Below are 21,388 nucleotides of genomic sequence, written 5' to 3' on the forward strand. Positions count from 1 at the left end.
ACGCTCGCCATGCGGCCGTGGATCGACAATTCCTTCGGCCGCGATTGCCCGAAAGCCGCTCTCCTCCCGGGGTGAAGAGGCACCGCTTGCGCGCCTGGGCGCGCGTGCCTTGGAGCGCCCTCGTCGCACGACGCGGGCCGGGGCGCGGGGCGGGTCAGGGCGATGGTTCGGCGCAGCCCCTCCAAACACCCCTACCTCGCAGGCGACACGATGCAAGCACCACGTCTTTCGCTCGACACCCTGGCCACCCTGCCGCCGGTGGTTTCAAGGCCCAGCTATGACCCGGCAAGCCCCACCATCGGCATCGTGCATCTGGGCGCAGGTGCCTTCCACCGTGCTCACCAGGCCGTCTACATCGATGAGCTGCTTGCCGAAGACCCCAGCTGGGCCATCAGCGCCGTTTCGCTGCATCGCCCGCAGGTGCGCGATGCCTTGCGCCCACAGGATGGTCTGTACACCCTCGCCCTGCTCGACGAACACCCGCAATTACGCGTCATCGGGGCCATCGGCGAGGTGCTCTGCGCCGCAGACGAACACGCCGCCGTGCTCGCGCGCCTTGCCGACCCGGCAGTGCGCCTGGTCACGCTGACCATCACCGAGAAAGGCTATTGCCTGGCCGGCGACACGCTGGACCTCTCGCATCCGGACATCGTGCACGACATCGCCCATCCCGCGCGCCCGCGCAGCGCCATCGGCTACCTCGTCGCCGGGCTGCAGCAACGCAGGCACGACGGTACCGCGCCGTTCACCGCGCTGAGCTGCGACAACCTGACCGACAACGGCACGCTGCTGCAGCGCGCGGTGGTGCGGCTCGCCGCGCAGCGTGACCCGGCGCTTGCGCAATGGATCACGCAGCACGCAGCCTTCCCGCGCTCGATGGTCGACAGCATCACGCCTGCCACCGATGACGCGCTGCGCACGCGCGTACATGATCAGCTTGGCGTGCACGATGCCTGGCCGATCCAGCGCGAGCGCTACAGCCAGTGGGTGATCGAAGACCGCTTCTGCAATGGGCGCCCCCCATTCGAGCGCGTAGGCGTCACCCTGAGCGAAGACATCGCCGGCTACGCGCGCGCCAAGCTGCGTCTGCTGAACGCGCCGCACTCGGCGCTGGCGTATCTCGGCAGCCTGCTGGACCTGGAAACCGTGGCCGAGGCCATGCGTCACCGCGAACTTGCCGCGTACGCGGAAACCTTGATGCGCGCGGAGATCGCGCCCACCCTGCAGGCCATGCAGGGCTTCGATGCGCAACGCTACAGCGACGCCATCCTGGCCCGTTTTCGCAATCCTGCCATCGGTCACCTGCTCGCGCAGATTGCCTGGGATGGCTCGCAGAAAATCCCGGTGCGACTGCTCGGCACGATCGGCGATGCACTCGCTACCGGCCAACCGATCCAGCGCCTATGCCTGGCCGTTGCGGCGTGGCTGCACTTCGTCCGCAGGCAGGCGCACAAAGGCGTCCCGCTGACCGACCCAATGCACGATGCGCTCAGCGCGCTTGGACGCAACGCCACTGGCGATGCCGGTCATGATGTCGCTACCTTCCTGACACTGGAGGCGGTGTTCGGATCACTGTCTGCAGACGCGCGCTTTTGTGCGTCCTTGCAGGCGGCTTATGCCGCGCTCGGTACGGCCACCCCGACGGAAGTGACACGGGCACTTGGGTCGATGGGTGAGGTGTAAGACGCTGCACCGCACTATCTCATTGCACGCGCGGGTGCGATCAGGCGGGCGACCATTGCCGTCACCTCGCGCATGCAATGCATCACCCTGACGCGAGCACTTGGCCAATCCGCAGCAGATTACCGCTCTCATCGACAATGGCGAACTCACGCATGCCCCAGGGCTTGTCGCCAACTGGGTCGAGCCGGGGAATGCCTCGCTCGGGCAAGGCGGCGTGCTTCATCGCTGCATGGACGGCATCCACATCGCCTACCCGGATGTAGCAGCCTGCATAACAGGCGGCCGGATCCAGATCCGGATGCGCGAAGAAGTGCAGTTCCACCTCGCCACGTCGCAGGATTGCGTAACCTGCATCGTGCGGATGCGCATCGCCGACAAAGCCCAGCTGCCGATAGAACGCTACTGTCTGCGGAATCGAACGGCTCGGCAGGGTCGGGATGGTTTGCGTGTCTACGTTGGTGCTGGTGTCCATGACCAACCTCCGTCGGGTCTGGGCCCTAGAATCGCACGCCGGCGACGGCAATTGCACCGCCAGCGTGTCTGACCTACCAGCTCGGCAGGCGCAGATAGCGGCCAACGCAGCTTTTGAAGAGGCAACCCAACGCCAGCGCCAGCTTGCCGCCCCACCGCATGTACCCCGGGCGGCAACCAGTAGCAGCCGACCAAACACCACCACGCCAAACTGGCCTGCCAGCGCAGACGCCACTACATCCAGACCCAGCGTGTCCAACGCTGGCACCAGCGATGCCAGTTCCCGCATTCGAAGCGATACAGGCAATGACCAATGCAGTCAGCGCGAAGAGCAACGTGCGGTTGCACTTGCTTGCCACACGTGTGGGCGCTCAATGGGAGTGGCAGATTCGTTCGCACACTCGCCTTTGAACGCGATTGCAGGATCAAACCGTCTTCGGTCGCTTGACGCCAGGTTTCTTCGACAGCCGCATTAGCACCACGATTACCAGTGCCAGAAAGCTCAGCTCCCACACGTAGAAGGCTGCGCCTACCCGGTCGATCATCACTTCGTGCCCGGCTTCGTTTTTCAGATAGCGGGTGGCACGAAAGGTATCCATGCCGATCAGGCATGCCGACAGCAGCAGGCCCAATGCCGTCCTATCGGATTTGAAGAGGCAACAGAGCCACGCACCGAAGAACAACAGGTTGGCTAACCAGGCGACGCATTGGCCATCGAGCACCTGGATCCAGCCGAGCATGAGCAGCACGACACCGCTCACATGTTCGGCACCGCCATGCAGTGCAGGAAGGCAGAGTGCGGCAACGTACAAGAGCGCCGACACGACCAGCAACAATGCTTTCACGAACATCCTTGTCTGAGAGTGTGAGCGTGGCGCCTTGCGATGCCGGAGACGTGCCGCCACACCGCTTGCTGCGCACTATAGCAAAGCGTATGCGCCGGTCTTCCCACGCTATGTACTACCGTGCTCTGGGCAGCTGCCTGCATGAAGAGCGGCTAGCAAAACATAGCGAGCGGTCGCCCGGTGGTGCGGACGAGGCCTTCAGACCGCAGTGTAGGAGTGGGCCATGCCGATTCCGAGCACACACCGCACCCGCCTAGCGGCTGCGCCGTAGTTGTGTTGACCGCCCGAGTCGAGACGGCGTTTTGCATTGGAGATCGCTATGCTTGCATCCCGCTTCATCGACGTATTTCCCAGTTCCTCCCAGCCTATGGCGATGCGAAAAAAACAGGATCTACCAGAGAAGGTCTGCGTGCAGTGCGGGCGGCCGTTCCGCTGGCGCAAGAAGTGGGAGCGTGTGTGGGATGCGGTGAAGTACTGCTCGGACCGATGCCGGGGCGACAGCAAGCGTCACCGCCCCATAGTCTAGTCGGCACTCTTCAGACCCAGCGGCATGCAAAGTCGGGCATGTGCCGCACACCTCTGATCCCAGCATGCACAAAGGCGCGCGACCGATACCGCTATTTCTTTCCCGCAGGCTTTTTCGTGCCGCTGGACTTGTTCGCTCGCTTGGTCGTGCTGCGCTTGCTGGCGACGGCCATGTTGTCCACCAGATTCGGATATGGGCGGCCCGCGGCCTTTGCGCGCTTGCGTGCCTGGGTCTTCTGCGATGGCGACAGTGGCTTGGAGCGCGAAGCGCCCTTCGGGCTGGACGTGTTCCAGGGCGCCGGCTTGGCCGCACGCTTTTTCGCAGCGTTTGCTGTGGAGGTGCTCTTCTTCGCCGCAGTGCGCCTTGATGGCGCGTTCTTGGTCGCGCCTTTCTTCTCAGCCGCGCGGCTCTTTGCTGCAGCTTTCTTGGTTGCCTTGCTTGCGACCCTGGACGATGCAGTCTTTCTGGCGGAGGCGCTTGCAGCCGCCGTTTTTTTCGTGGCGCGCTTGGTCGGCGTGGTCTTTTTCGCAGCTGTCTTTTTTGCCGACGTCTTGGTCGCCGTTTTTTTTGCCGCCGCTTGCTTGGTTGCGGTCTTTTTTACAGCAGTCTTTTTCGAGCCACCGCCACTGCTGGCGCCCTTGGTCGCGCTTGCCTGGTGCAGGCGCGCGTACACACGCGCTGCCCAGCGCTGGCCTGCACCGCCGCCCCAGAGCAGCCAGGCGATATAGCCGGCCGATGGCGCCTTGGCATCCGCCCAGCCCTTGCCGCGCTTGTCCACGCTGTGTCGCGCGAAGTACGCATGCATGCGTCCAATGGTCTGTGCAGACAGCGAGGCTTGCGCCGACAGGTCGCGCGCACGCGCCACACCAACGGCAGTACCGCCACGGCCGTGCTGCGCGCGCAGGCGCAGCCCACGCGCCGCTGCAGCGGCGACGCTCTTGGGCGGCGTTGTCGCCGAACGGGAAGTTGTCGAGGAACGCGTCACGCAGGTCTCCTGTCATTGCGGTAGCGGTAGTGTTTGCATACGCGGTGCTGTCGGACGTGAAGAGGCGGCGCCCATCTGGTCACTCGCATGCGGCCAAGACGCTGCGTTTGATGAAGCGCGCTGCGCCTACGGCGGCACTGCGTCAGTGCAGTTGATCGACCACTGCCATCGCCGACCATGGCAGCGCTGCACTGTCGTGATCGCTAGATGCGCGCGGCTGCGTCCGCTTCCTGCCGTGGCGGTGCGTCGATCGGTGCGTAGACTGGCGGCTCTGGGCAACCGAAGGAACACCGATGCATCGCTTGGCAATTTCGTTCTGCGTGGTGTTCCTGCTCGTGGTGACCGCAAGCGTGCCTGCCCGCGGGCAGACCAGTGACCTCGAAACAGCCGGGCCAACCAGCAAGCAGCAATGGCGCGCGGTACAGGCGCAGGGCGAGCCGCATGCACGCCACGAAAACAGCATGGCCGCCATCGGCGAGCGCCTGTATGTGCTCGGCGGTCGCGGTGAACGCCCGCTGGATATCTTCGATACCCGCACCCGGCGCTGGTCGCGCGGCAGCGCGCCGCCCTTGGCCGTCAACCACGCCCAGGCGGCGGTCTGGGCAGGCAAGCTCTATCTGGTGGGCGCGTTTACCGGCGACTATCCCGACGAAGCGGCGTTGACGCATCTGCTGATCTACGACCCGGCCACCGACCGCTGGCAGGTGGGCGCAGAAATTCCTGCCGATCGCCGCCGCGGTTCGGCCGGTACCGTCGCGCACGACGGAGTGCTGTATCTGGTGGGCGGCAATACGCGCGGCCACAACAGCGGCTATGTGCCCTGGCTGGATGCCTTCGACACGCGGACCCAGCGCTGGACGCGCCTGCCCGATGCACCGCATGCGCGCGACCACTTCCAGGCCGTGGTGCTCGACGGCAAGCTCTACGCGGGCGGCGGGCGCCGCTCTTCGCACGACACCGGCGACACGCTGTCGCAAACGATTCCGCAGCTGGATATCTACGATCTGCGCCAGGCCACCTGGTCGGTGGCCGATGCCACGCTGCCGACCCCGCGCGCGGGCGCGGCGGCCATCGCGTATCACGGCCGGGTCATGCTGTTGGGCGGCGAAAGCACGGCCCAGGTCGGCGGCCATGCCGAGGTGGAGTTCTACGACCCGGCCACCGCGCGATGGGACACCGGTCCGGCCTTGCCGCGCGGCAGGCACGGCACGCAGGCGGCACAGGTGGGCGAGGATCTCTACATCGCCGCAGGCAGCGGCAACCGCGGCGGCGGACCGGAACTGCAGGATCTGCTGGTGCTGCCACCGGTGCCCTGAGCGTTGCCTGTGGCGCGTGCCTGCCCGCGCCATCCAGCGCCTGCAGGCAGTCCCATGACAACCCGCCAGCTACCCATGCGCCTTGAAAGTGCGTCCATCCCTGACCTGACGACGCGGTCGCTGCCGGCCCATCACCCGGCGCGTGTCGAACGCCGCGCCTGTGACGCACGCCGCCGATGCTCCGCAGCACTGCCTTTTGGCACGTCGGCCGTTGCATCGCGCAACTGCTCGACGTGGCCGGCGATCATCGTGCCGACTGTCTCGGCCACCGCGCGGCTGCTCAGCCGCACATCGAACAGCAGCTCCACGGTCGCATAGATCAGGTCCACCACGATGCGGCTGACCAGACGCAGTTGGCGCGGATCTGCATCGGGAAAGAAATCGGCGAGCATGCGCACCTGCGCCTTGCTGACCTGCGCATGCGAGTCCAGCCGCACCTGCTGCAAGGCCGGCACCGCACGCAGCGCGCGCAGGATCCAGACCCCGCCCTCGGTGGCCTTGGTCACCCGGTAGGTGTCCAGCACCAGCCCGGTCAGCGCCTGCTGCACCTGGTCGCGCGAACCGGACATCGCCTGCGGCGTGATCCACTTGGGCACCAGCGCGTTCTGCCGCTGCATCAGGCGCGTGCCGAGTTCGGACAACAAGGCATATTTGTTGGGAAAGTAGCGGTACAACGCCGGTGGCGTCAGTCCGGCATGCGCACAGACCAGATTGGTGGACAGCCGTTCCACGCCGACATCGCCGAGCAATTGCGCGGTCACCGCCAAGATATGTTCGTAGGTCTCGGTCGCGCGATGCTGGGCCGGGAGCTTGTTGCCGGTCAGCCTGGGCGCGGGCGCCTTGAGCGGCGCGCGCGGACGGGACTTGGTCGTGGACATGGGCGGGGGATTCCTCGAACACGGAGTGATGCGTCGGCCAGACCACCGCGACTGCACCTGCGCCGTTGCGTCGCTACTGCATCGCGCCGGCCAGGCGGCGTCCATCGTCTGCAGTAGCGCCATGCCACCGCCACGCCATGCGCCTGCACGGCCGGTGTTTGCCAGGGCCACATCATACGCGCTGCGTCGCGGGCGATCTGTGCCGCACGCGTCATCGGCGGGCCAGCCAGGCGGTCAATGCGGTGGCCACACGGTGCTGCCAGCCCCGATACGGCGGAAAGAAGGCGCGCGCGGTCAGCAGGCGGCCGCCGCGCAACACCGCACGCTCGTGCGAAAACGCCTTGAATCCATGCACGCCATGCGCGCTGCCGATCCCCGACTGGCCGATGCCGCCGAACGGCAAGCCGGTGTGCATGAACTGCTGCAGGCAGTGGTTGACCACCACGCTGCCGGAGCTGCTGCGCGCCAGCACGTGGGCGACCTGTGCGGCATCGTTGCTCCACAGGTACAGCGCCAACGGCTTGGCGGCGGCGTCGAGCCCGGCCAGCACCGTGTCGATGTGGTCGAAGGTCACCACCGGCAGCACCGGGCCGAAGATTTCTTCCTGCGCGATGCGCGCGTGTTCCGGGACATCGGCCAATACCGTCGGGGCGATGAAACGCTGCGCTACGTCATGCTCGCCGCCGGCCACCAGCTCGGCACCGGCCGCGCGCGCTTCATCGATCAGGGTCGCCAGGCGCGCCGCATGGCCGACATGGATCATGCGCGCCAGATCGGGGCTGGCGGCCACCGCCGCAGCACTGTTGCCGTAGCGCTGCGCCAGCAGTTCGCGACACCGCTGCAGCAGCGCCGTGCGGACCTCGCGATGCACGAACAGCGTATCGGGCGCGATGCAGGTCTGCCCGGCGTTGACCAGCTTGCCCCACACCAGCACCTGCGCGGCGCGTTCCAGGTTGGCGCTGCGGTCGACGATGGCCGGCGATTTGCCGCCCAGCTCCAGCGTCACCGAGGCCAGCTGGGCGGCGGCGGCGGCCATGACCTGACGCCCCACTGCCGGCGAGCCGGTGAAGAACACATGGTCGAACGGGCAAGCCAGCAAGCGCTGCGCAGTGGCCACGCCACCCTGCACCATCGCCACTTCGGAAGGGTCGAATGCCTCGGCCAGCAGCGCGCGCAGCACCGCGTTGACCTGCGGGGTGAATTCGGACGGCTTGAGGATGGCGGTGTTGCCTGCCGCCAGCGCCGAGACCAGCGGCCCGAGCACGGTGGCAACCGGATAATTCCACGGCCCGATGATCAGGCAGCGCCCCTTGGGCTGGTAGGCGATCTGCGCGCGCGTGCCCAGCGTGAGCAACGTGGGCGCCACCTTGCGCGGGCGCATCCAGCGCGGCAGCCCGGCGATGGCGGCGGCGATTTCGTCGACCACCGGCAACAGCTCGCTCAGCTCCACTTCCAGCGCCGGCTTGCCGAAGTCGCCGGCAAAGGCGGCATACAGGGCCTGCCGCCGTGCCAGCAGCGCGCTGCGCAACGCGCGCAGGCGCTCGCGCCGCTGTGCGGCGGTGGAGCTGCGCCAGGCCGCGGCCACCGGCTGCTGGGCGGCGAAGACTGCCGCGATGTCCTCGGCGGACGCGTCCAGGTCAGCGTGCATGACGCATACGCCCCCGCTGCACGCGCAAACACTGCAAACGCATCCGCGACCGGCGTGCCAGACGCGCCGGCACGCTGCGGACCATCCCGCACACGCTGTCGATCATCGATCCCCCCTGTTCGGCTGCGCTGCGGTCGGCGGCGCCCGGCGGCGCTGGTCGCGGCCGGCGGCCGCCGCCAGCACCGCCGCCAGCAATGCGGCGGCCAGACTGAACACCGGTACCGGAGCCGGATCATCGTGCTGCAGCAGCAGCGAAGCGAGCAAGGGGCCGGCGGCCGATCCCAGCAACTGCACCGCCGGCACCAGCACCGCCACCCGGCCATGCGCGTCGGCACCGAACGCCAGACCCACGTGGAACGGCATCAGGAACATCCAGACCAGGCCCAAGCCCACGCAGGCAACCGTGAACGCGGCAGTGCCGGCCGGCGCCGCGCGCGCCATGCTGGCCGCCACCGCTGCCAGCACCAGGCTGCCGACCACCAGGGTGCGCGCGTGACCGAGCCGGCGCACCCACCAGATCGCCGCCAGCGCGCCGACGATCTGCATCGCCAGCACCAGCGAGGTGTGCGCCTGCACCGCCCCGGCATCCAGGCCGGCGCGCAGCCCCAACGGCTCCAGGTACGCCCACAGCGCGCCGGTCGCGGCCATCTGCGCGAAGGCAATCAGCAAGGGCAACAGGGTTGTCGGCGACCAGCGCACGCGGCGCGCCGGCGCGGTTGCGCTCACGGCAGACAACCTTGCCGGCAGCAACGGTGCCAGCAGCGCCGCGCACAGCGTCACCGCGCCCAGCGCCACGAAGCCGCCTTTCCAGCCGGTGGACGGCAGCACCCACAGCGCCAGCAGGTTCGCCAGTGCGATCTGCGCCACCGCCTGGGTCAGCATGAACACCGCGGTGACCCGATCCGGCTTGGCCGCACGCACGATGGTCAGGGTCGCCACCCATAGCAGCAGCCCTTCCGCCAGGCCGGCAGCGGCGCGTACCAGCACGAATGCGGTGTCGCCGACCGCCTGGGTGGTGGCCAGATCCAGCAGCGCCGCCACCAGCGCCGCCAGCACCGCGACCTGACGCTGCCAGCGGTGCGGCAACAGCGTATCGCCCAGCGCCACGCCCAGGCCGAGCGCGACGATCTCTCCCATCGCCACGATGCCCACGCCGGAGAGCGTGATCAGCTTCTGCTCGACCAATGTTCCCAGCAGGATCGGCTGCACGCCCAGGATGAGCAGGGCGATCGAACCGATCGACAAACCGGACGGCAACCCCTGCGAGGCGGGAACGGCCGCGGCGGACACTGCGGGTGGATGAGGGCTGCGCATGCGGTGCCTTCAGTAAGCCGTGCTTTCGGTGGGCAGGGCGCCATCGGCGAATGCGGCCGCCGCACGCACCTGGTCCTTGCGCAGACGCCCGTTGGCGATGCGACGCACCCACCACGGCAGCTGCCGGGTCGGTCCTCCGGTGGCCGCCGCCAGCACATACGCCTTGGCGCACTTTTCGAACAACCCGAGGTTCAGCGCCAGGCGACGCGCACTGGTGCCCAGGCACAGCGGCCGCCGCGCCACCAGCACGGCGTTGCCGATCCCGCTGGCCAGCGCGGCCGCCGCGTCGGCCGCGCGCACCGGCGGCGGCATCGGCCCCAGATGCCGCGCCTGTTCGTCGAACACCTGCGGCAACACGCCGCCGACCTCCGCCAGGCAGTGGCCGAACGCACCGGCCGACCACGCCACCGCCCCCACGTCGCCACGCTGCGCATAGACCTGCGCATGCAGGCGCTGTGCCGCCTCCAGCGCGGCATCCTCGCGCCAGTCCAGCAGCCGCGGCGTCGACGCAGTGGCGCTGCCGATCCACATCTGCGTTGCGCCCGGGCAACGCACCGACAAGGCCGCCTCATCGTCGCCGAGCAAGCGGGAGGCCTGCAGCCGTTCGCGGGTCTGCAGCCAGGTGTCGCGCAGGGCATCGGTGGCGTTCATCGGCTCAGACCAGTGCGAAGACATCGTCGAAACGGTTCAGGGCCTCGTCGATCACCGCATCGGTGTCGGCCATGCTGGTGTAGATGCGGCTGCCGGCCAGGGTGATCAGGCCGTGCGCCGAATACGCCGCGCCCATCTCTTCCATCATGTGCTTGCGCGCCTTGGCTTCGTTGCGCACGCGCCAGAGTTTGTAGAGGTTGCCGGTGTCCAGCAGCAGCACGCCGGAGGTCTGCAGATGCACGATCGAGCCCATGTTGTAGACCACGTACGGCAATCCGCGGCGCTGGATGATTGCCTCCAGTCCGGCGCGCAGGCGATCGCCGGCGCGGCCGGCGCGGCCGGCGGCATCGTGCTGCTGGGCTTCCAGCAACGCGTAATAGCCGGCCACGCAAGACAGCGGGTTGGCCGAAAGCGTGCCGCCGACGAAGGCGCGCCGTGCGGTCGTGCCGATGCCGCCCACCAGGCTCATCATCACCTCGCGGCGGCCCCCGATCGCGCCGGCCATCGGGTAGCCGCCGGCCAGGCACTTGCCCAGCACGGTGATGTCCGGTGCAACACCGAAGTAGCCTTGCGCACCGCCGGGACCCAACCGGAAACCGGTCACCACTTCGTCGAAGATCAGCAGCGCACCGAACTCGTCGCACAGCGCGCGCACCTGCCGGTTGTAGTCCGCATGCACCGGGCGGGTGCCGCTCTCCGGCCCCAGCGGCTCCAGCAGCACCGCAGCGGTCCCGCCACGCAGGCGATTGAATTGCAGCTTGCGGCGCAGCGCGTCCAGATCGTTGGGCAGGCATTCCTGGGTATGTGCGGTGGCGCCGCGCGGAATGCCGATCGCTTCCATGCGGCCGGTGCCGGGCAGGCGCAGGCCGTATACCAACTGGTCGCTCCAGCCGTGATACGCCCCGCCGATCTTGATGATCCAGCGCTTGCGGGTGTACGCGCGCGCCAGGCGCACCGCGCCCATCACCGCCTCGGTTCCCGAACCGAGCAGGCGCACCATCTCCACCGCCGGCATGCTGGCGCAGACCAGCTCGGCCAGCTTGACCTCGTATTCGTGCAGCAGTCCGGTCACCGGCCCGCACTGGTCCAGCACCTGGTTGACGCGTGCGCGCAGGGCCGGCGGGTTGGAGCCGAGCAAGGTCGGGCCCCCGGCCTGCAGGAAGTCGATGTAGCGGTTGTCGTCGACGTCGGTCAGGTAGGCGCCCTCGGCGCTGCGCATCGCCAGCGAGAACGGGTAATTGAACGCCAGGTTGTGCTGCACGCCGCCGGGAATCACCCGCTGCGCGGCGTCGCCCAACTGCTTGGAGCCCTGGCAACGCTGCTCGAAGTAGCGCATCACCTTGTCCATGCCCTCGCGCCGGACCGGCCGCATCGGCTGTTTGACCAACGCATCGAAGCGGCGATACAGCTGGTCCACGTCGGGCCATTGCGAAATCGCGGAAGTCACGCTCATTGTCGGTGCCATCATGTCTGGGAAAGGAAGGACGCGCCGGACGTGTGCCGGCTGGAATCCAGCGCCGTCAGCACCCGCTGCAGGCCCGCAGCGAGGTCGGGCGCGCGCGCCGCACGTGCCTGGATCTGCGCCTGCAGGTGGCTGCGCGCGACCAGTTCCAATGCTTCGACCACGGTGACGGCCGCCTCCAGGTTGGTCCCGCAGCAGACCACGCCGTGATTGCGCAGCAGATAGGCGTTGACGGTGGGCCGCAGCTGCCGGGCCAACAAGCGGGCCAGCAGGCCGGTGCCCGACGGCATGTAGCCGGCGATCGGAATCCGTGCACCAAGCAGCCGGCGCAACGCCGGTTGCGTCACCTCCAACGGCGCGCCCAGCAGTGTGCAGGCGCTGGCGACCGGCTGGTGGGTGTGGATGCTGCAACCCACGTCCGGGCGCCGCCGCATCACCTGCGCATGCAGGCCGGTTTCGACCGACGGCGTGCGCGTGCCGTCGAGCTGGTGCAGGTCCTTGGTGCGGACGATGCAGATATCCTTGGCCTGCATGCTCAGGTAGTCGATCGCCGAGGGAGTGACCGCGAAACACTCGGCATCGATACGCAAGGCGACATTGCCGCCGGTGCCGGCCAGATAGCCGCGGCGCGACAGTTCGATGCACAGCGCGACCACGCGCTGGCGTTGTTCAAGGGCAAACATGCGCGGCGACCTCCGGGGCGGGAGCAGGCGTGGAGGGATTGAGCCGTCGGTAGATCGGCGCCAAGGTGCGCTGCAGGTCCTTGAATACCGCGTAGCGGTCGTCGTACAGCGCACGCGTGCCCGCATCCGGCTCGTAGACCCGCCGGGGACGTTGCAATGCCGCCAGGTCGCCGAAGCCGAGCCGGCCCAGGCCGACCCCGGCGATGAAGGCCGCACCCACTGCGTTGGCCTGGATCGGATTGTGCAATTGCCGGATCGGCCGGCCGCTGACATCGGCAATGATCTGGCACCACAGGTCCGACTGGGCGCCGCCGCCGACCGCAGCGATCGTGCCTGGGTCGCAGCCGAGCAGGCGCGCGAACGGCTCCATCATCCAGCGCGTGTTGAACGCCACCCCTTCCATCACCGCGCGGATCATGTCCTCGCGGCTATGCATCAGCGAGAGATTGATCAGGCCCGCACGCAGGCTCGGGTCTTCCACCGGCGTGCGTTCGCCGAACAGCCAGGGCATGTAGATCAACCCGTTGGACCCTGCGGGCACGCGCGCGGCGATGCGATTGAGCACTTCATAGACGTCCGGGCGCTGCTCGTCGCTGAGCAGTTCGTCGGCATGGAACAGGATGCGGTCGCGCAGGAAGGACAGGTTGGCACCGGCGGTGGTCTGCAGGGCGATCGCCAGATAGCGCCCTTCCACTGCGCACGGCACCGCGGCGATCGTACTGCGCACGTCGGTTTTCATGCGCGGCACATGCGCGCCGAGCCATGACGAGGTGCCCAGGTACAGGTGCGCGGCGTGATCCTCCACCGCCGCGGCCACCGCCACTGCCGAGGTGTCGATCGCGCCGGCCACCACCACGGTCTGCGGCGACAGCCCCAGCGCCTGGGCCACCTGCGGCAGCAGCGGCCCCAGCACCGCAGTGGACGGCACCAGGTCCGGCAACTTGTCGCGCTCCACCCCGACCATGTCCAGCAGGCCGGCGTCGTAGCGGATATGGTGCGGGTCGCGATTGTCGGTGACCCAGGTGGTCAGCATCGAATCGGGCGTGGCGCAGAACCGGCCGGTCAGGCGCAGGTTCATGTAATCGAGCACGTTGAGGAACTTGTGCGTGCGCTGATACCGCACGGGCTGGTGGTCGCGCAGATAGGCGATGTGGCCGGCGCAGTCCTTGCCGCTGCGCGCAGGCGCACCGCCGCTCAGGCGCAACCATCGCCACAGGCGCAACGGGTCGTAGCCGCGCACAGTGAGCCAACGCCCCTGCAAACGCCGGGCGATGGCCGCCTGGCCGCGCATATCTAGCCACAGCATGGCGCGCCCGAGCGCCTGCCCGTTGTGGTCCACGCAGACGGTGCCTTCGCCCTGGGTCGAGCAACATACGGCCACCACGCGTCGGCGCAGCGCCGCATCGCCCTGCACCACGGCAGCGGCGGTGGCGCAGAACGCGTCCCACCACGCGTGCGGGTCCTGTTCGGCAGCGACGCCCTGCACGTGCAGTTGCACAGGTTCGAACGCCCAGGCGAGCACCTTGCCGTCCAGCGTCACCAATGCGCATTTGCAGCCGGAGGTTCCAAGATCCACCGCCAGCACCAGCGGCGCATTGCCGCCGGTATCGTCTGCGAGCGTTTGCGTGCGCATCAGAACGTGTAGCCGATCGAGAACACCAGCGCATCGCCGTCGGTCTTGCGGATACGCTCGCCGTCCTGCACCCAGTACAACTGATGCGCGTTGGTGTTGGTGGTCAGCCAGTCCAGGTTCCAGTCCAGGCCCCAACGCCGATGGGTGATGCCGATCTGGTAGTCGGCGAAGTTGCCTTCGCGAAAGTTGGCCAGCTTCTGGTAGCCGGCATGCAGGCGCAGCGTCGTGGACGGCAGCACCGAAGGCAGCAATGGCAACTGGGTATTGAGGTCGGCCAACACGGTGCCGCGCGAATCCTGTTCGCCGCGCGCGTAGCACTGCAATGCGGCGGTCGGATCGATCGAGAAGCGCAGGATCTGCCCGCACACGCCGCCGGTATCGGCACCGCGGTAGGTCTTGGACACCACATACAGCACGCGCCCTTCGACGATGCCGTAGCCCAGCTCCATCACCGCAAAATCGCTGTTGTAGTTGGTCGTGCGCACGTCGGTCGGCGTGCCGGTTTCCAGGTCGATGCCATGCGGCGCCATGAAGCGCGCGCCCGGGAATCGCTCGGTGGCCAAGCCCACGCCGGCGTGCCAGCGGTCCGGATCGCCGAAGCGATAACCACCCGCCAGGGTGACGCCCAGGCCGTCGCCATTGACGAACTGCTTCTTGCTGACCCCGGCCACTTCCAGCAACGCGACCAGTCCGCTGGCATGCACGAACTGCGTGCTCCACTTGGCCGAGGGCCGCAGCAACGAATCGGAGATGCCGCGCGTGCGCTGTTCGCTCATCAGCTTGATCTGGTTGTCGAACTGATAGGTCGCCACGCTGCCCTCGCTGGCCGGGTCGGCTTGCTGGGCCTGCGCCGTTAGGCAGGCCGCAGCTTGCAGCAACCCGCACGCGACAACCGCGCCGACATGGATCTTCGCCATCTGGAGTCCCCCGGTGGATGTGAGTGAGAACCGCCGCGATCGCGGCGGTCGGTGCTGCGCGCTCGTGGCGCTGACCGCAACTAGTGGCTGGCGCACACCGGCGTGGACGGCAAGGCCTGCACGCGGGTGAACAGCATGTTTTCGCCGAGCACTTCGGCGCCGATGAACGCGCGCAGGGTCAAGCTGTCGCCCTTGCTGCGCAGCGTGGCGCTTGTAGCGCTTGCCGCTGCGCGGATCGAATGCCCAACCGTCGCGCCAGGTGCCGTTGTCGTCGCGCTCCAGGCGCGCAATCTGCACACCGCAGGTGTCCTTTGGCGTGCCGGCGTCCTTGTCCCACACCACCTTTCCGCACATCGCGCCGGCGGCATCGCTACATGGCGCAAAGGCGATGACGGCGTCCTTGGCCGCAGTCAGCCATAGACCCTGTACCGGCGAGGACGCTGCCGCCAGCACAGGCATCAGCGGCAGCGCCGCGACGACCACGCACGCCAGTGTGCGCAGCAACCGGGAAACGCAAGCTTCGTTCATTGCCGCAACCCTGCGGGCAACCCGCTCATGACAGTAGTGAAAACTACCGTATAGCGATGATTACCTTTTTGCAACAGGCTCAAGCATGGCGATTGCCTGGACAGCGGCACGCCTTGGCGCAGCAGGCGCTGCGCGGTGTCGGACCGATTCGGTGCATGCCTGTTTTGACGCGCCGCACCACGGTTGCGGTCGCTAACGGTGGTGGCGTGCCAGATGCAAGGCCTGGCTCGCGGGCGCTGCGGCCGGCGGTCGGAGCTGCGGGCACGCGGGTAACGTGTTCCTGCCCCGTGAGGCCGCAGCGAGGGTGGCGCGACGGGCGAGCAAGCGCAGTGCGGACACGCGTCATGATGCTGAGGTTATCTGCGCCGTTGCGGTGCGTGGCGGCTCAACGACTGGCCGCGCAATGCGCAGCGCAACCGATGCAGCGGCCGCACGAAGCGATCGGCGCTGCGGTCAGACACGCACGCGGCCAGACGGGTGCGTGTCCAGCACGCAGCGATGCCGCGGCGTCGCCGCGATCGTCTAGCGCGCGAACTGCAGGCCCAGCGACTTCACGCGCACGCGCGCCAGCATCGCGTGCGAGGTCATGTACAGCGTGTGGCCATCGTTGCCGAAGGCGCAGTTGGAGACGGCCTCGCCGGTGGCGATGCGGCCCAGGCGTTGGCCGGCGGGATCGAAGACGATCACGCCGCCAGGGCCGGTGGCAAACAGCGTGCCGTCGGCGGCCACGGCCATGCCGTCGGGCAGGCCGGGAACATCCTTGGCAATCAGGTCGGACGCATCGGCGAACACGCGCTTGCCGGTGACGGCGCCCTGCGCATCCAGTGCATACGCCATCCAGATCGGCCGTTGCGGATCGGAGTTGGAGACGTACAAGGTGCGCGCATCCGGCGACAGGGCAATGCCGTTGGGAAAGCTCAGGCCATCGTCCAGCAGATGCACGCTGCCATCGGTGTCCAGGCGATAGACGCCGTTGAAGCGCAGCTCCTTGACCGGCGATTGATCCAGGTCCTTCAACCCGTAGGGCGGGTCGGTGAAGAACACCACGCCATCGCTGCGCCGCACGACATCGTTGGGGCTGTTGAAGCGGTGGCCCTCGAAGGTGGTCGCAAGCGGTGTCTTCTTGCGCGTGACCGGATCGAGCCTGGCCAGGATGCGCGTGCCGGAATCGGCCAGCAACACCGTGCCGTCGGGCTCGGCATACAGGCCATTGGCGCCGGCTTCGCGCAGCGTGGGCAGCTCCGGGCCGGTGTAGCCGGAGGGCGACAGCAAGACCGACAGGCCGTCCTGTTCGGACCAGCGATACAGCTTGTTTTCCGGCACATCCGTAAACAGCAGATAGCCGCCGTTGCGCACCCATGCCGGGCCTTCGGACCAGGTGAAGCCCTCGGTGAGCTTCTCGATGCGCGCATCGCTTGCCACCACATCGCTGAAGCGGCGGTCCAATGTCTGCAGCTGGCCGATGGTGGCAAAACGCGGCGCCGGTGGCGTCTGCTTGGTGCAAGCAGCAAGCACCGCCAGCAACGGCACGACCAACAGCAGATAAGGCGGCAAGCGCATCGGTCAGTCCTGTCTCGTGGTTGGGTGCATGATGCCATCATGCGTGTGCAGGCAACTGCCGATCGCGGCCCACACCGCTTCGCGCGCATGCAGCTGTGACGTGCACGGCACGCAGGAATGCGGTGTGTCGAGCCATCCATGCCGCATGAACATCGGCCGTGCTCGCCTGCCACCTGGGCGTGGTTGTCGGCAGCGCGTCGGCCGGCAGCCGCTAGCGTGCAGCGGCCGCGGAGGGCACCGCCAACACCGCATCCAAGGCCGGTTTGGCTTGATGATTGCGATCGAACAGCAACGGATAGTTGGTGCGTCCAGGCACCGGGTAATCGTTCTTCCACGACATGTCATCGCTCACGCCCCACACGCTGACGCGCGCAATCTTGTCGCGCTTGCGCCAGAACAGCGCAAACAATTCGGCATACCGGTCGCGCAATTGCGCCTGCACGTCGGCAGGCAACCCATCCCGATAGGGGTCGAGGAAGCGCTTGAATTCCGGCAGTTGAAACTGCTTGTGCGCCATGCCGGTGCCGATGATCTGGCCTTCCTTGGTGAGCGGCAACACATCGATGTCCAGCTCGGTGATCATCACCTTCACGCCAAGCGCAGCGTACGCATCGATGGCGTCTTCGATATCCCGCAGGCTGGGGTAGTTCAGTCCCCAATGGCCTTGCATGCCCACGCCATCGATGCGGACACCGGCCTGCTGCAGCATCTTGACCATGCGCACGATGCCCTCGCGCTTGGCCGGCCGCCATGCATTGAAATCGTTGTAGTAGAGCTGCGCATCCGGTGCATAGCGCTGCGCGAAGGTGAAGGCATTGCGGACCACCGTGTCGCCGTCGCCCACGCGCTGCACCCAGTTGGTCGAACGGTAACTGCCGTCTTCGTCGATGATTTCGTTGACCACATCCCAGGCCTGCACCTTGCCCGTGTAGCGCCCGGCCACCGCTGCGATATGCGCACGCATGCGCTCCAATTGCTGCGCCGGCGTATTGGGCCGACCATCGGCGGTGGTGAAGAACCACTCCGGTGTCTGGTTGTGCCAGACCAGGGTGTGACCGACCACGAACTGCCGATTGCGCCGTGCGTAGGCCACGAATGCATCGGCTGCACTGAAATCCTGCACGCCACGACGCGGCGCCACCACTTCGGCCTTCATCACGTTTTCCGCGGTGACCGCATTGAAGTGACAGGCCGCCAGCGCAGCAGCGGCTGCGTCCTTGCCGGAGACGATATCGGCATTGACGGCAGTCCCGAGCAGGAACCCTTGCGCATACGCCTGCTTGAGCGAGCTGCCGGGCGTCCCGCACGCGGCGAAGGCCTGCAGTGTGCACACTGCACTCAGCCCGGCGATCAGCAATCCCAGGCGTTTGGTGAGGTTGGCGCGGTTGATGTGCATGTGCAGGTCCTTTGAGAGGCCACAGGTTTCGATTGCACTGGATCGCATCACTGCACCGCCACCTGTGTCTGTGCGGCTTGCAACGTGTCCGATTCCACATGCACGGTGATCGTGCCACGCGCCCCGGCCTTGGCACGCACGATCGCCAGGCACAGCCCGTTGAAGGCATGACGCTGCGAAGAGGCGAACGTTTCCAGATTGGTAGGGTCGCCGTTGTCGGTGGCCACCAACTCGCCGGGGCCTTCGATGCGGAAGCGCAGGCGGTCGCCCGCGGTCGGTGCGGGACGGCCATCGCGATCGAGCAGGCGCACGGTGATGAAGCTCAGGTCTTGTCCGTCGCCGCGGATACTGCCCCGATCCGGCGTCAGCTGCATGCGCGCGGCGCGGCCTGCCGTCTGCACGCGCTCGCTGGCCCACGGCTTGCCGTCCTTGTAGGCCTGCACCCGCAATTCGCCCGGTTGGTACACCACCGCGTCCCAGCGTAGCCGGTACTGCAGTGGCGCCTTGCGCTTGCGCCCTTGCGAGACGCCGTTGACGAAGAGCTCGGCCTCGTCGCCGGAGGTGAACACATGCACGGGCGTGACCTGTCCCTCGCGCCCTGGCCAGCTCCAATGCGGCAGCAGATGCGCCACCGGCACTTCCGGACGCCAGCGCGATTGATAGAGCCAGTAACGGTCCTTCGGGAAGCCGGCCAGATCGAAGATGCCCGAGTACGAACTGCGCGAGCTGTAATACGGGGTGGGCTCGCCCAGATAATCGAAACCGGTCCAGACGAACTCGCCGGCCACGTACGGGTGCCGATCCAACGCAGCGAACACCTTGTCCGCGCTGGAGCCGAAGTCCACCGCATGCAGTTCGTACGCGCTGACCTGGTGCGCCACAGAATCGCCGCCACGGCCATCGCGTACCGGTGCGCTGTTGTCGGCAGTGACCGGAAACAGGTACACGCCACGGCTGCTCAGTGCCGAGGCCGTTTCGCTGCTGACAATGGCCGTGTGTGGAAACCGTGCATGAAACGCGGGGTATTGCGGCGGTTTACGGATGCGCTCGGTACCCTCGAACTCGGCTGCATCACGGATGCCTTCCCCCTGGTAATTGAGACTGACGACATCCAGCGCAGCGGGCAGCGGCATCTCGGGCGAGGCGTAGTTCATCGCCACCGTAGCCGGGCGCGTCGGGTCTTGTGCATGCACGATGGCGCGCAGCGTGCGCGCAATCGCCGCGCCCTGTTCGCCGGTGTATTGCTCGCCAACCTCGTTGCCCACGCTCCACAACATCACCGAGGGATGATTGCGGTCGCGGCGCAGCATCGCGCGCAGATCGGCGGCATGCCACTGCCCAAACACCAGATGAAAATCCAGCGGGGTCTTCTTCATCTCCCAACTGTCGAACACCTCGTCCACCACCAGCAGACCCATGCGGTCGGTCAGGTCGAGCAATTCGGGCGCAGGCGGGTTATGGCTCATGCGAATGGCGTTGGCGCCCATCTGCTGCAGCAATTGCAACTGCCGCTCGGCGGCGCGCCTGTTGAACGCCGCGCCGAGCGCGCCCAGGTCGTGATGATTGTTCACCCCGCGGATCGGCACGTGCTCGCCATTGACCAATAGGCCCTTGTCGGCGTCGAACACGATGCTGCGAATGCCAAAGCGGGTTTCGTAGCGATCCACCACGCGCCCCTGCTGACCGACTTCGGTGATGGCCACATAGCGATGCGGCTGCTGCGTGGGTGGAGGCCCCCACAGCCGCGGTGCGTCGATCCGGGTGCTGCCTTGCAGCTGCGCCGTGCCGCCGGCAGCGACGGTGATCGGCTGCGCTGGAATGCGTGCGACCGCCTCGCCGCTGGGCTGGTCGCTGGCATCGTCGAGCAGATAGATCGCTGTGCTCACCTGCGCCTGGGCAGCGCTGCGGGCGGCATTATCCAAGGTGACGGTCAGCTGCACCTGCGCTGCATCGGCCGAGACGTACGGCGTGGTCAGCTGCGTGCCCCAGTGCGCGATATGCAACGGCGCCGTCTTGGTCAGCCACACGTTGCGATACAGCCCGCCGCCCGGATACCAGCGCGCCGACTCGGGCGGGTTATCCAGCCGAATGACCAGTTGATTGCGCTTGCCTGCAATCGCATACGGCGTCAGGTCCACGCGCCAGGAGCTGTAGCCGTACGGCCAACCGCCGACGAGGTTGCCGTTGAGCCAGACCGTGGCGTAGGACATCGCACCGTCGAGATCCAGAAACAACGCGCGGCCGCGATCGCTGGCCGGGATGTCCAGGCTCTTGCGATACCAGCCGATGCCCCAGCTCGGCAACCGGCCCATGCCACCGTAAGGCCCGTCTGCCAGGAACGGCCCGGCAATGGCCCAGTCGTGCGGCAGGTCCACGGTTTCCCACGCGCTGTCGTCGAAGTGCGGCTGCACATACGCCACCGTGCTGCCCGGGTTGCCTGGGGGGGGTGTGTGGCGTTGAGCCGGGTCTGCGATCAAGCCGTTGGCGGTGGGCAGGATCCACGGCTTGAGCACGCGCACGGCCGACGCTTCGGTGAGCTGCGCTTGCTCCGGCTGCGCATCGGCCACCTTGCCGTCCTCGCTGCGCACCACCTGTGGCCGCACATCGTAGTCCAGGATTTCATGGTTTGCGGGTGGGTCGCCGCGCTGGAAGCGCCACTGCGCATTGAGCGAAATACGTTCGCGCGAGGCGTCGCTGGCAGCGTGCGGTGCTGCGATGATGGGTAATGTGCTGCAGAGCAAGATAATGGCCGTGCAGGCACGGGCTGCGTCAGCCACGCGCCGTAGTCGCGTGATGTTGTGCATCGCATGTACACGCATCAGTTCACCGACCCTGCCGCTGCGCGGGATGCAGGCACGCGGCGTGCGCACACGTCGGCGCTGCCGCCCTCCG

Annotated in this window: 17 protein-coding genes, 1 other RNA gene and 1 pseudogene; 4 read left to right on the forward strand and 15 right to left on the reverse strand. The window is 67.3% G+C overall.

Annotated elements, in window-relative coordinates; translation table 11 throughout:
• Positions 1 to 210: 210 nt before the first annotated feature.
• A complete protein-coding gene (locus tag ACCQ00_RS20550) occupies positions 211 to 1,683 on the forward strand; it encodes a mannitol dehydrogenase family protein (protein ID WP_039583760.1) in 1,473 nt (490 codons plus the stop codon).
• An 82-nt stretch (positions 1,684 to 1,765) separates the two neighbouring features.
• Here ACCQ00_RS20550 and ACCQ00_RS20555 read toward each other — a convergent pair whose 3' ends face one another.
• The 3 genes from ACCQ00_RS20555 to ACCQ00_RS20565 form a co-directional block, all read right to left on the reverse strand.
• Positions 1,766 to 2,155 (reverse strand): bleomycin resistance protein, encoded by a 390-nt coding sequence (locus ACCQ00_RS20555; RefSeq protein ID WP_017155220.1) that lies wholly within the window; start codon positions 2,153 to 2,155, stop codon positions 1,766 to 1,768.
• A gap of 424 nt (positions 2,156 to 2,579) precedes the next feature.
• Entirely contained in the window at positions 2,580 to 2,990 is a 411-nt protein-coding gene (locus ACCQ00_RS20560; protein ID WP_039570715.1) for a hypothetical protein, read from the reverse strand.
• Positions 2,991 to 3,149: 159 nt separating this feature from the next.
• Positions 3,150 to 3,224, reverse strand: a non-coding RNA gene (locus ACCQ00_RS20565) — sX9 sRNA.
• A gap of 142 nt (positions 3,225 to 3,366) precedes the next feature.
• On the opposite strand from ACCQ00_RS20565, the gene ACCQ00_RS20570 reads away from it, so the two are divergent.
• The 3 genes from ACCQ00_RS20570 (at position 3,367) to ACCQ00_RS20580 (ending at position 5,826) form a co-directional block, all read left to right on the forward strand.
• Positions 3,367 to 3,525 (forward strand): DUF2256 domain-containing protein, encoded by a 159-nt coding sequence (locus tag ACCQ00_RS20570; RefSeq protein WP_080576160.1) that lies wholly within the window; start codon positions 3,367 to 3,369, stop codon positions 3,523 to 3,525.
• A 218-nt stretch (positions 3,526 to 3,743) separates the two neighbouring features.
• Complete coding sequence (locus ACCQ00_RS20575; protein WP_039570712.1) at positions 3,744 to 4,253, forward strand: hypothetical protein; 510 nt, start codon at positions 3,744 to 3,746, stop codon at positions 4,251 to 4,253.
• 550 nt (positions 4,254 to 4,803) lie between these two features.
• Positions 4,804 to 5,826: a Kelch repeat-containing protein gene (locus ACCQ00_RS20580; protein WP_039570679.1), complete on the forward strand. Its 1,023-nt coding sequence runs from the start codon at positions 4,804 to 4,806 to the stop codon at positions 5,824 to 5,826.
• 131 nt (positions 5,827 to 5,957) lie between these two features.
• Here the strand turns inward: ACCQ00_RS20580 and ACCQ00_RS20585 are convergent, their stop codons facing one another.
• The 12 genes and pseudogenes from ACCQ00_RS20585 to galB all read right to left on the reverse strand — a co-directional run bounded on the left by ACCQ00_RS20585 (position 5,958) and on the right by galB (position 21,315).
• A complete protein-coding gene (locus tag ACCQ00_RS20585) occupies positions 5,958 to 6,704 on the reverse strand; it encodes a TetR/AcrR family transcriptional regulator (protein WP_039570677.1) in 747 nt (248 codons plus the stop codon).
• A 211-nt stretch (positions 6,705 to 6,915) separates the two neighbouring features.
• Complete coding sequence (locus tag ACCQ00_RS20590; protein ID WP_039570674.1) at positions 6,916 to 8,352, reverse strand: aldehyde dehydrogenase family protein; 1,437 nt, start codon at positions 8,350 to 8,352, stop codon at positions 6,916 to 6,918.
• Positions 8,353 to 8,454: 102 nt separating this feature from the next.
• Entirely contained in the window at positions 8,455 to 9,597 is a 1,143-nt protein-coding gene (locus ACCQ00_RS20595; protein WP_039570671.1) for an MFS transporter, read from the reverse strand.
• A gap of 78 nt (positions 9,598 to 9,675) precedes the next feature.
• The gene (locus ACCQ00_RS20600) at positions 9,676 to 10,317 is read right to left on the reverse strand and encodes a hypothetical protein (protein WP_039570668.1); all 642 of its coding nucleotides are present in this window, start codon (positions 10,315 to 10,317) and stop codon (positions 9,676 to 9,678) included.
• A gap of 4 nt (positions 10,318 to 10,321) precedes the next feature.
• Positions 10,322 to 11,770 carry an aspartate aminotransferase family protein gene (locus ACCQ00_RS20605; RefSeq protein WP_017155212.1) on the reverse strand — a complete coding sequence of 483 codons (1,449 nt, stop codon included), beginning with the start codon at positions 11,768 to 11,770 and terminating at the stop codon, positions 10,322 to 10,324.
• 11 nt (positions 11,771 to 11,781) lie between these two features.
• Positions 11,782 to 12,462, reverse strand: coding sequence for a class II aldolase/adducin family protein (locus tag ACCQ00_RS20610; protein ID WP_039570665.1), 681 nt, complete (start codon positions 12,460 to 12,462; stop codon positions 11,782 to 11,784).
• Positions 12,449 to 14,095, reverse strand: a complete 1,647-nt coding sequence (locus ACCQ00_RS20615) for a xylulokinase (RefSeq protein WP_039570663.1) — start codon at positions 14,093 to 14,095, stop codon at positions 12,449 to 12,451. Before ACCQ00_RS20615 ends, ACCQ00_RS20610 begins: the two co-directional genes overlap by 14 nt.
• Positions 14,095 to 15,012, reverse strand: a complete 918-nt coding sequence (locus ACCQ00_RS20620) for a TorF family putative porin (RefSeq protein ID WP_039570659.1) — start codon at positions 15,010 to 15,012, stop codon at positions 14,095 to 14,097. Before ACCQ00_RS20620 ends, ACCQ00_RS20615 begins: the two co-directional genes overlap by 1 nt.
• Positions 15,013 to 15,092: 80 nt before the next feature.
• A pseudogene (locus ACCQ00_RS20625) lies at positions 15,093 to 15,540 on the reverse strand (DUF2147 domain-containing protein).
• A gap of 522 nt (positions 15,541 to 16,062) precedes the next feature.
• Positions 16,063 to 17,100 carry an SMP-30/gluconolactonase/LRE family protein gene (locus ACCQ00_RS20630; protein ID WP_039570654.1) on the reverse strand — a complete coding sequence of 346 codons (1,038 nt, stop codon included), beginning with the start codon at positions 17,098 to 17,100 and terminating at the stop codon, positions 16,063 to 16,065.
• A gap of 211 nt (positions 17,101 to 17,311) precedes the next feature.
• A complete protein-coding gene (locus ACCQ00_RS20635) occupies positions 17,312 to 18,496 on the reverse strand; it encodes an endo-1,4-beta-xylanase (protein WP_039570651.1) in 1,185 nt (394 codons plus the stop codon).
• A gap of 47 nt (positions 18,497 to 18,543) precedes the next feature.
• The gene (galB, locus tag ACCQ00_RS20640; protein ID WP_039583763.1) at positions 18,544 to 21,315 is read right to left on the reverse strand and encodes a beta-galactosidase GalB; all 2,772 of its coding nucleotides are present in this window, start codon (positions 21,313 to 21,315) and stop codon (positions 18,544 to 18,546) included.
• Between the last annotated feature and the right edge of the window lie 73 nt (positions 21,316 to 21,388).

Origin of the sequence: Xanthomonas sp. NCPPB 3761 (genome assembly GCF_041475705.2) — a bacterium.
Lineage (GTDB): Bacteria > Pseudomonadota > Gammaproteobacteria > Xanthomonadales > Xanthomonadaceae > Xanthomonas > Xanthomonas phaseoli.

Bases quoted from the DNA above. Each gene is read 5' to 3' on its own strand.
- ACCQ00_RS20550 (WP_039583760.1), top strand. From the start codon at position 211: ATGCAAGCACCACGTCTTTCGCTCGACACCCTGGCCACCCTGCCGCCG.
- ACCQ00_RS20555 (WP_017155220.1), bottom strand. From the start codon at position 2,155: ATGGACACCAGCACCAACGTAGACACGCAAACCATCCCGACCCTGCCG.
- ACCQ00_RS20570 (WP_080576160.1), top strand. From the start codon at position 3,367: ATGGCGATGCGAAAAAAACAGGATCTACCAGAGAAGGTCTGCGTGCAG.
- ACCQ00_RS20580 (WP_039570679.1), top strand. From the start codon at position 4,804: ATGCATCGCTTGGCAATTTCGTTCTGCGTGGTGTTCCTGCTCGTGGTG.
- ACCQ00_RS20585 (WP_039570677.1), bottom strand. From the start codon at position 6,704: ATGTCCACGACCAAGTCCCGTCCGCGCGCGCCGCTCAAGGCGCCCGCG.
- ACCQ00_RS20590 (WP_039570674.1), bottom strand. From the start codon at position 8,352: ATGCACGCTGACCTGGACGCGTCCGCCGAGGACATCGCGGCAGTCTTC.
- ACCQ00_RS20600 (WP_039570668.1), bottom strand. From the start codon at position 10,317: ATGAACGCCACCGATGCCCTGCGCGACACCTGGCTGCAGACCCGCGAA.
- ACCQ00_RS20605 (WP_017155212.1), bottom strand. From the start codon at position 11,770: ATGAGCGTGACTTCCGCGATTTCGCAATGGCCCGACGTGGACCAGCTG.
- ACCQ00_RS20610 (WP_039570665.1), bottom strand. From the start codon at position 12,462: ATGTTTGCCCTTGAACAACGCCAGCGCGTGGTCGCGCTGTGCATCGAA.
- ACCQ00_RS20615 (WP_039570663.1), bottom strand. From the start codon at position 14,095: ATGCGCACGCAAACGCTCGCAGACGATACCGGCGGCAATGCGCCGCTG.
- ACCQ00_RS20620 (WP_039570659.1), bottom strand. From the start codon at position 15,012: ATGGCGAAGATCCATGTCGGCGCGGTTGTCGCGTGCGGGTTGCTGCAA.
- ACCQ00_RS20630 (WP_039570654.1), bottom strand. From the start codon at position 17,100: ATGCGCTTGCCGCCTTATCTGCTGTTGGTCGTGCCGTTGCTGGCGGTG.
- ACCQ00_RS20635 (WP_039570651.1), bottom strand. From the start codon at position 18,496: ATGCACATCAACCGCGCCAACCTCACCAAACGCCTGGGATTGCTGATC.
- galB (WP_039583763.1), bottom strand. From the start codon at position 21,315: ATGCGTGTACATGCGATGCACAACATCACGCGACTACGGCGCGTGGCT.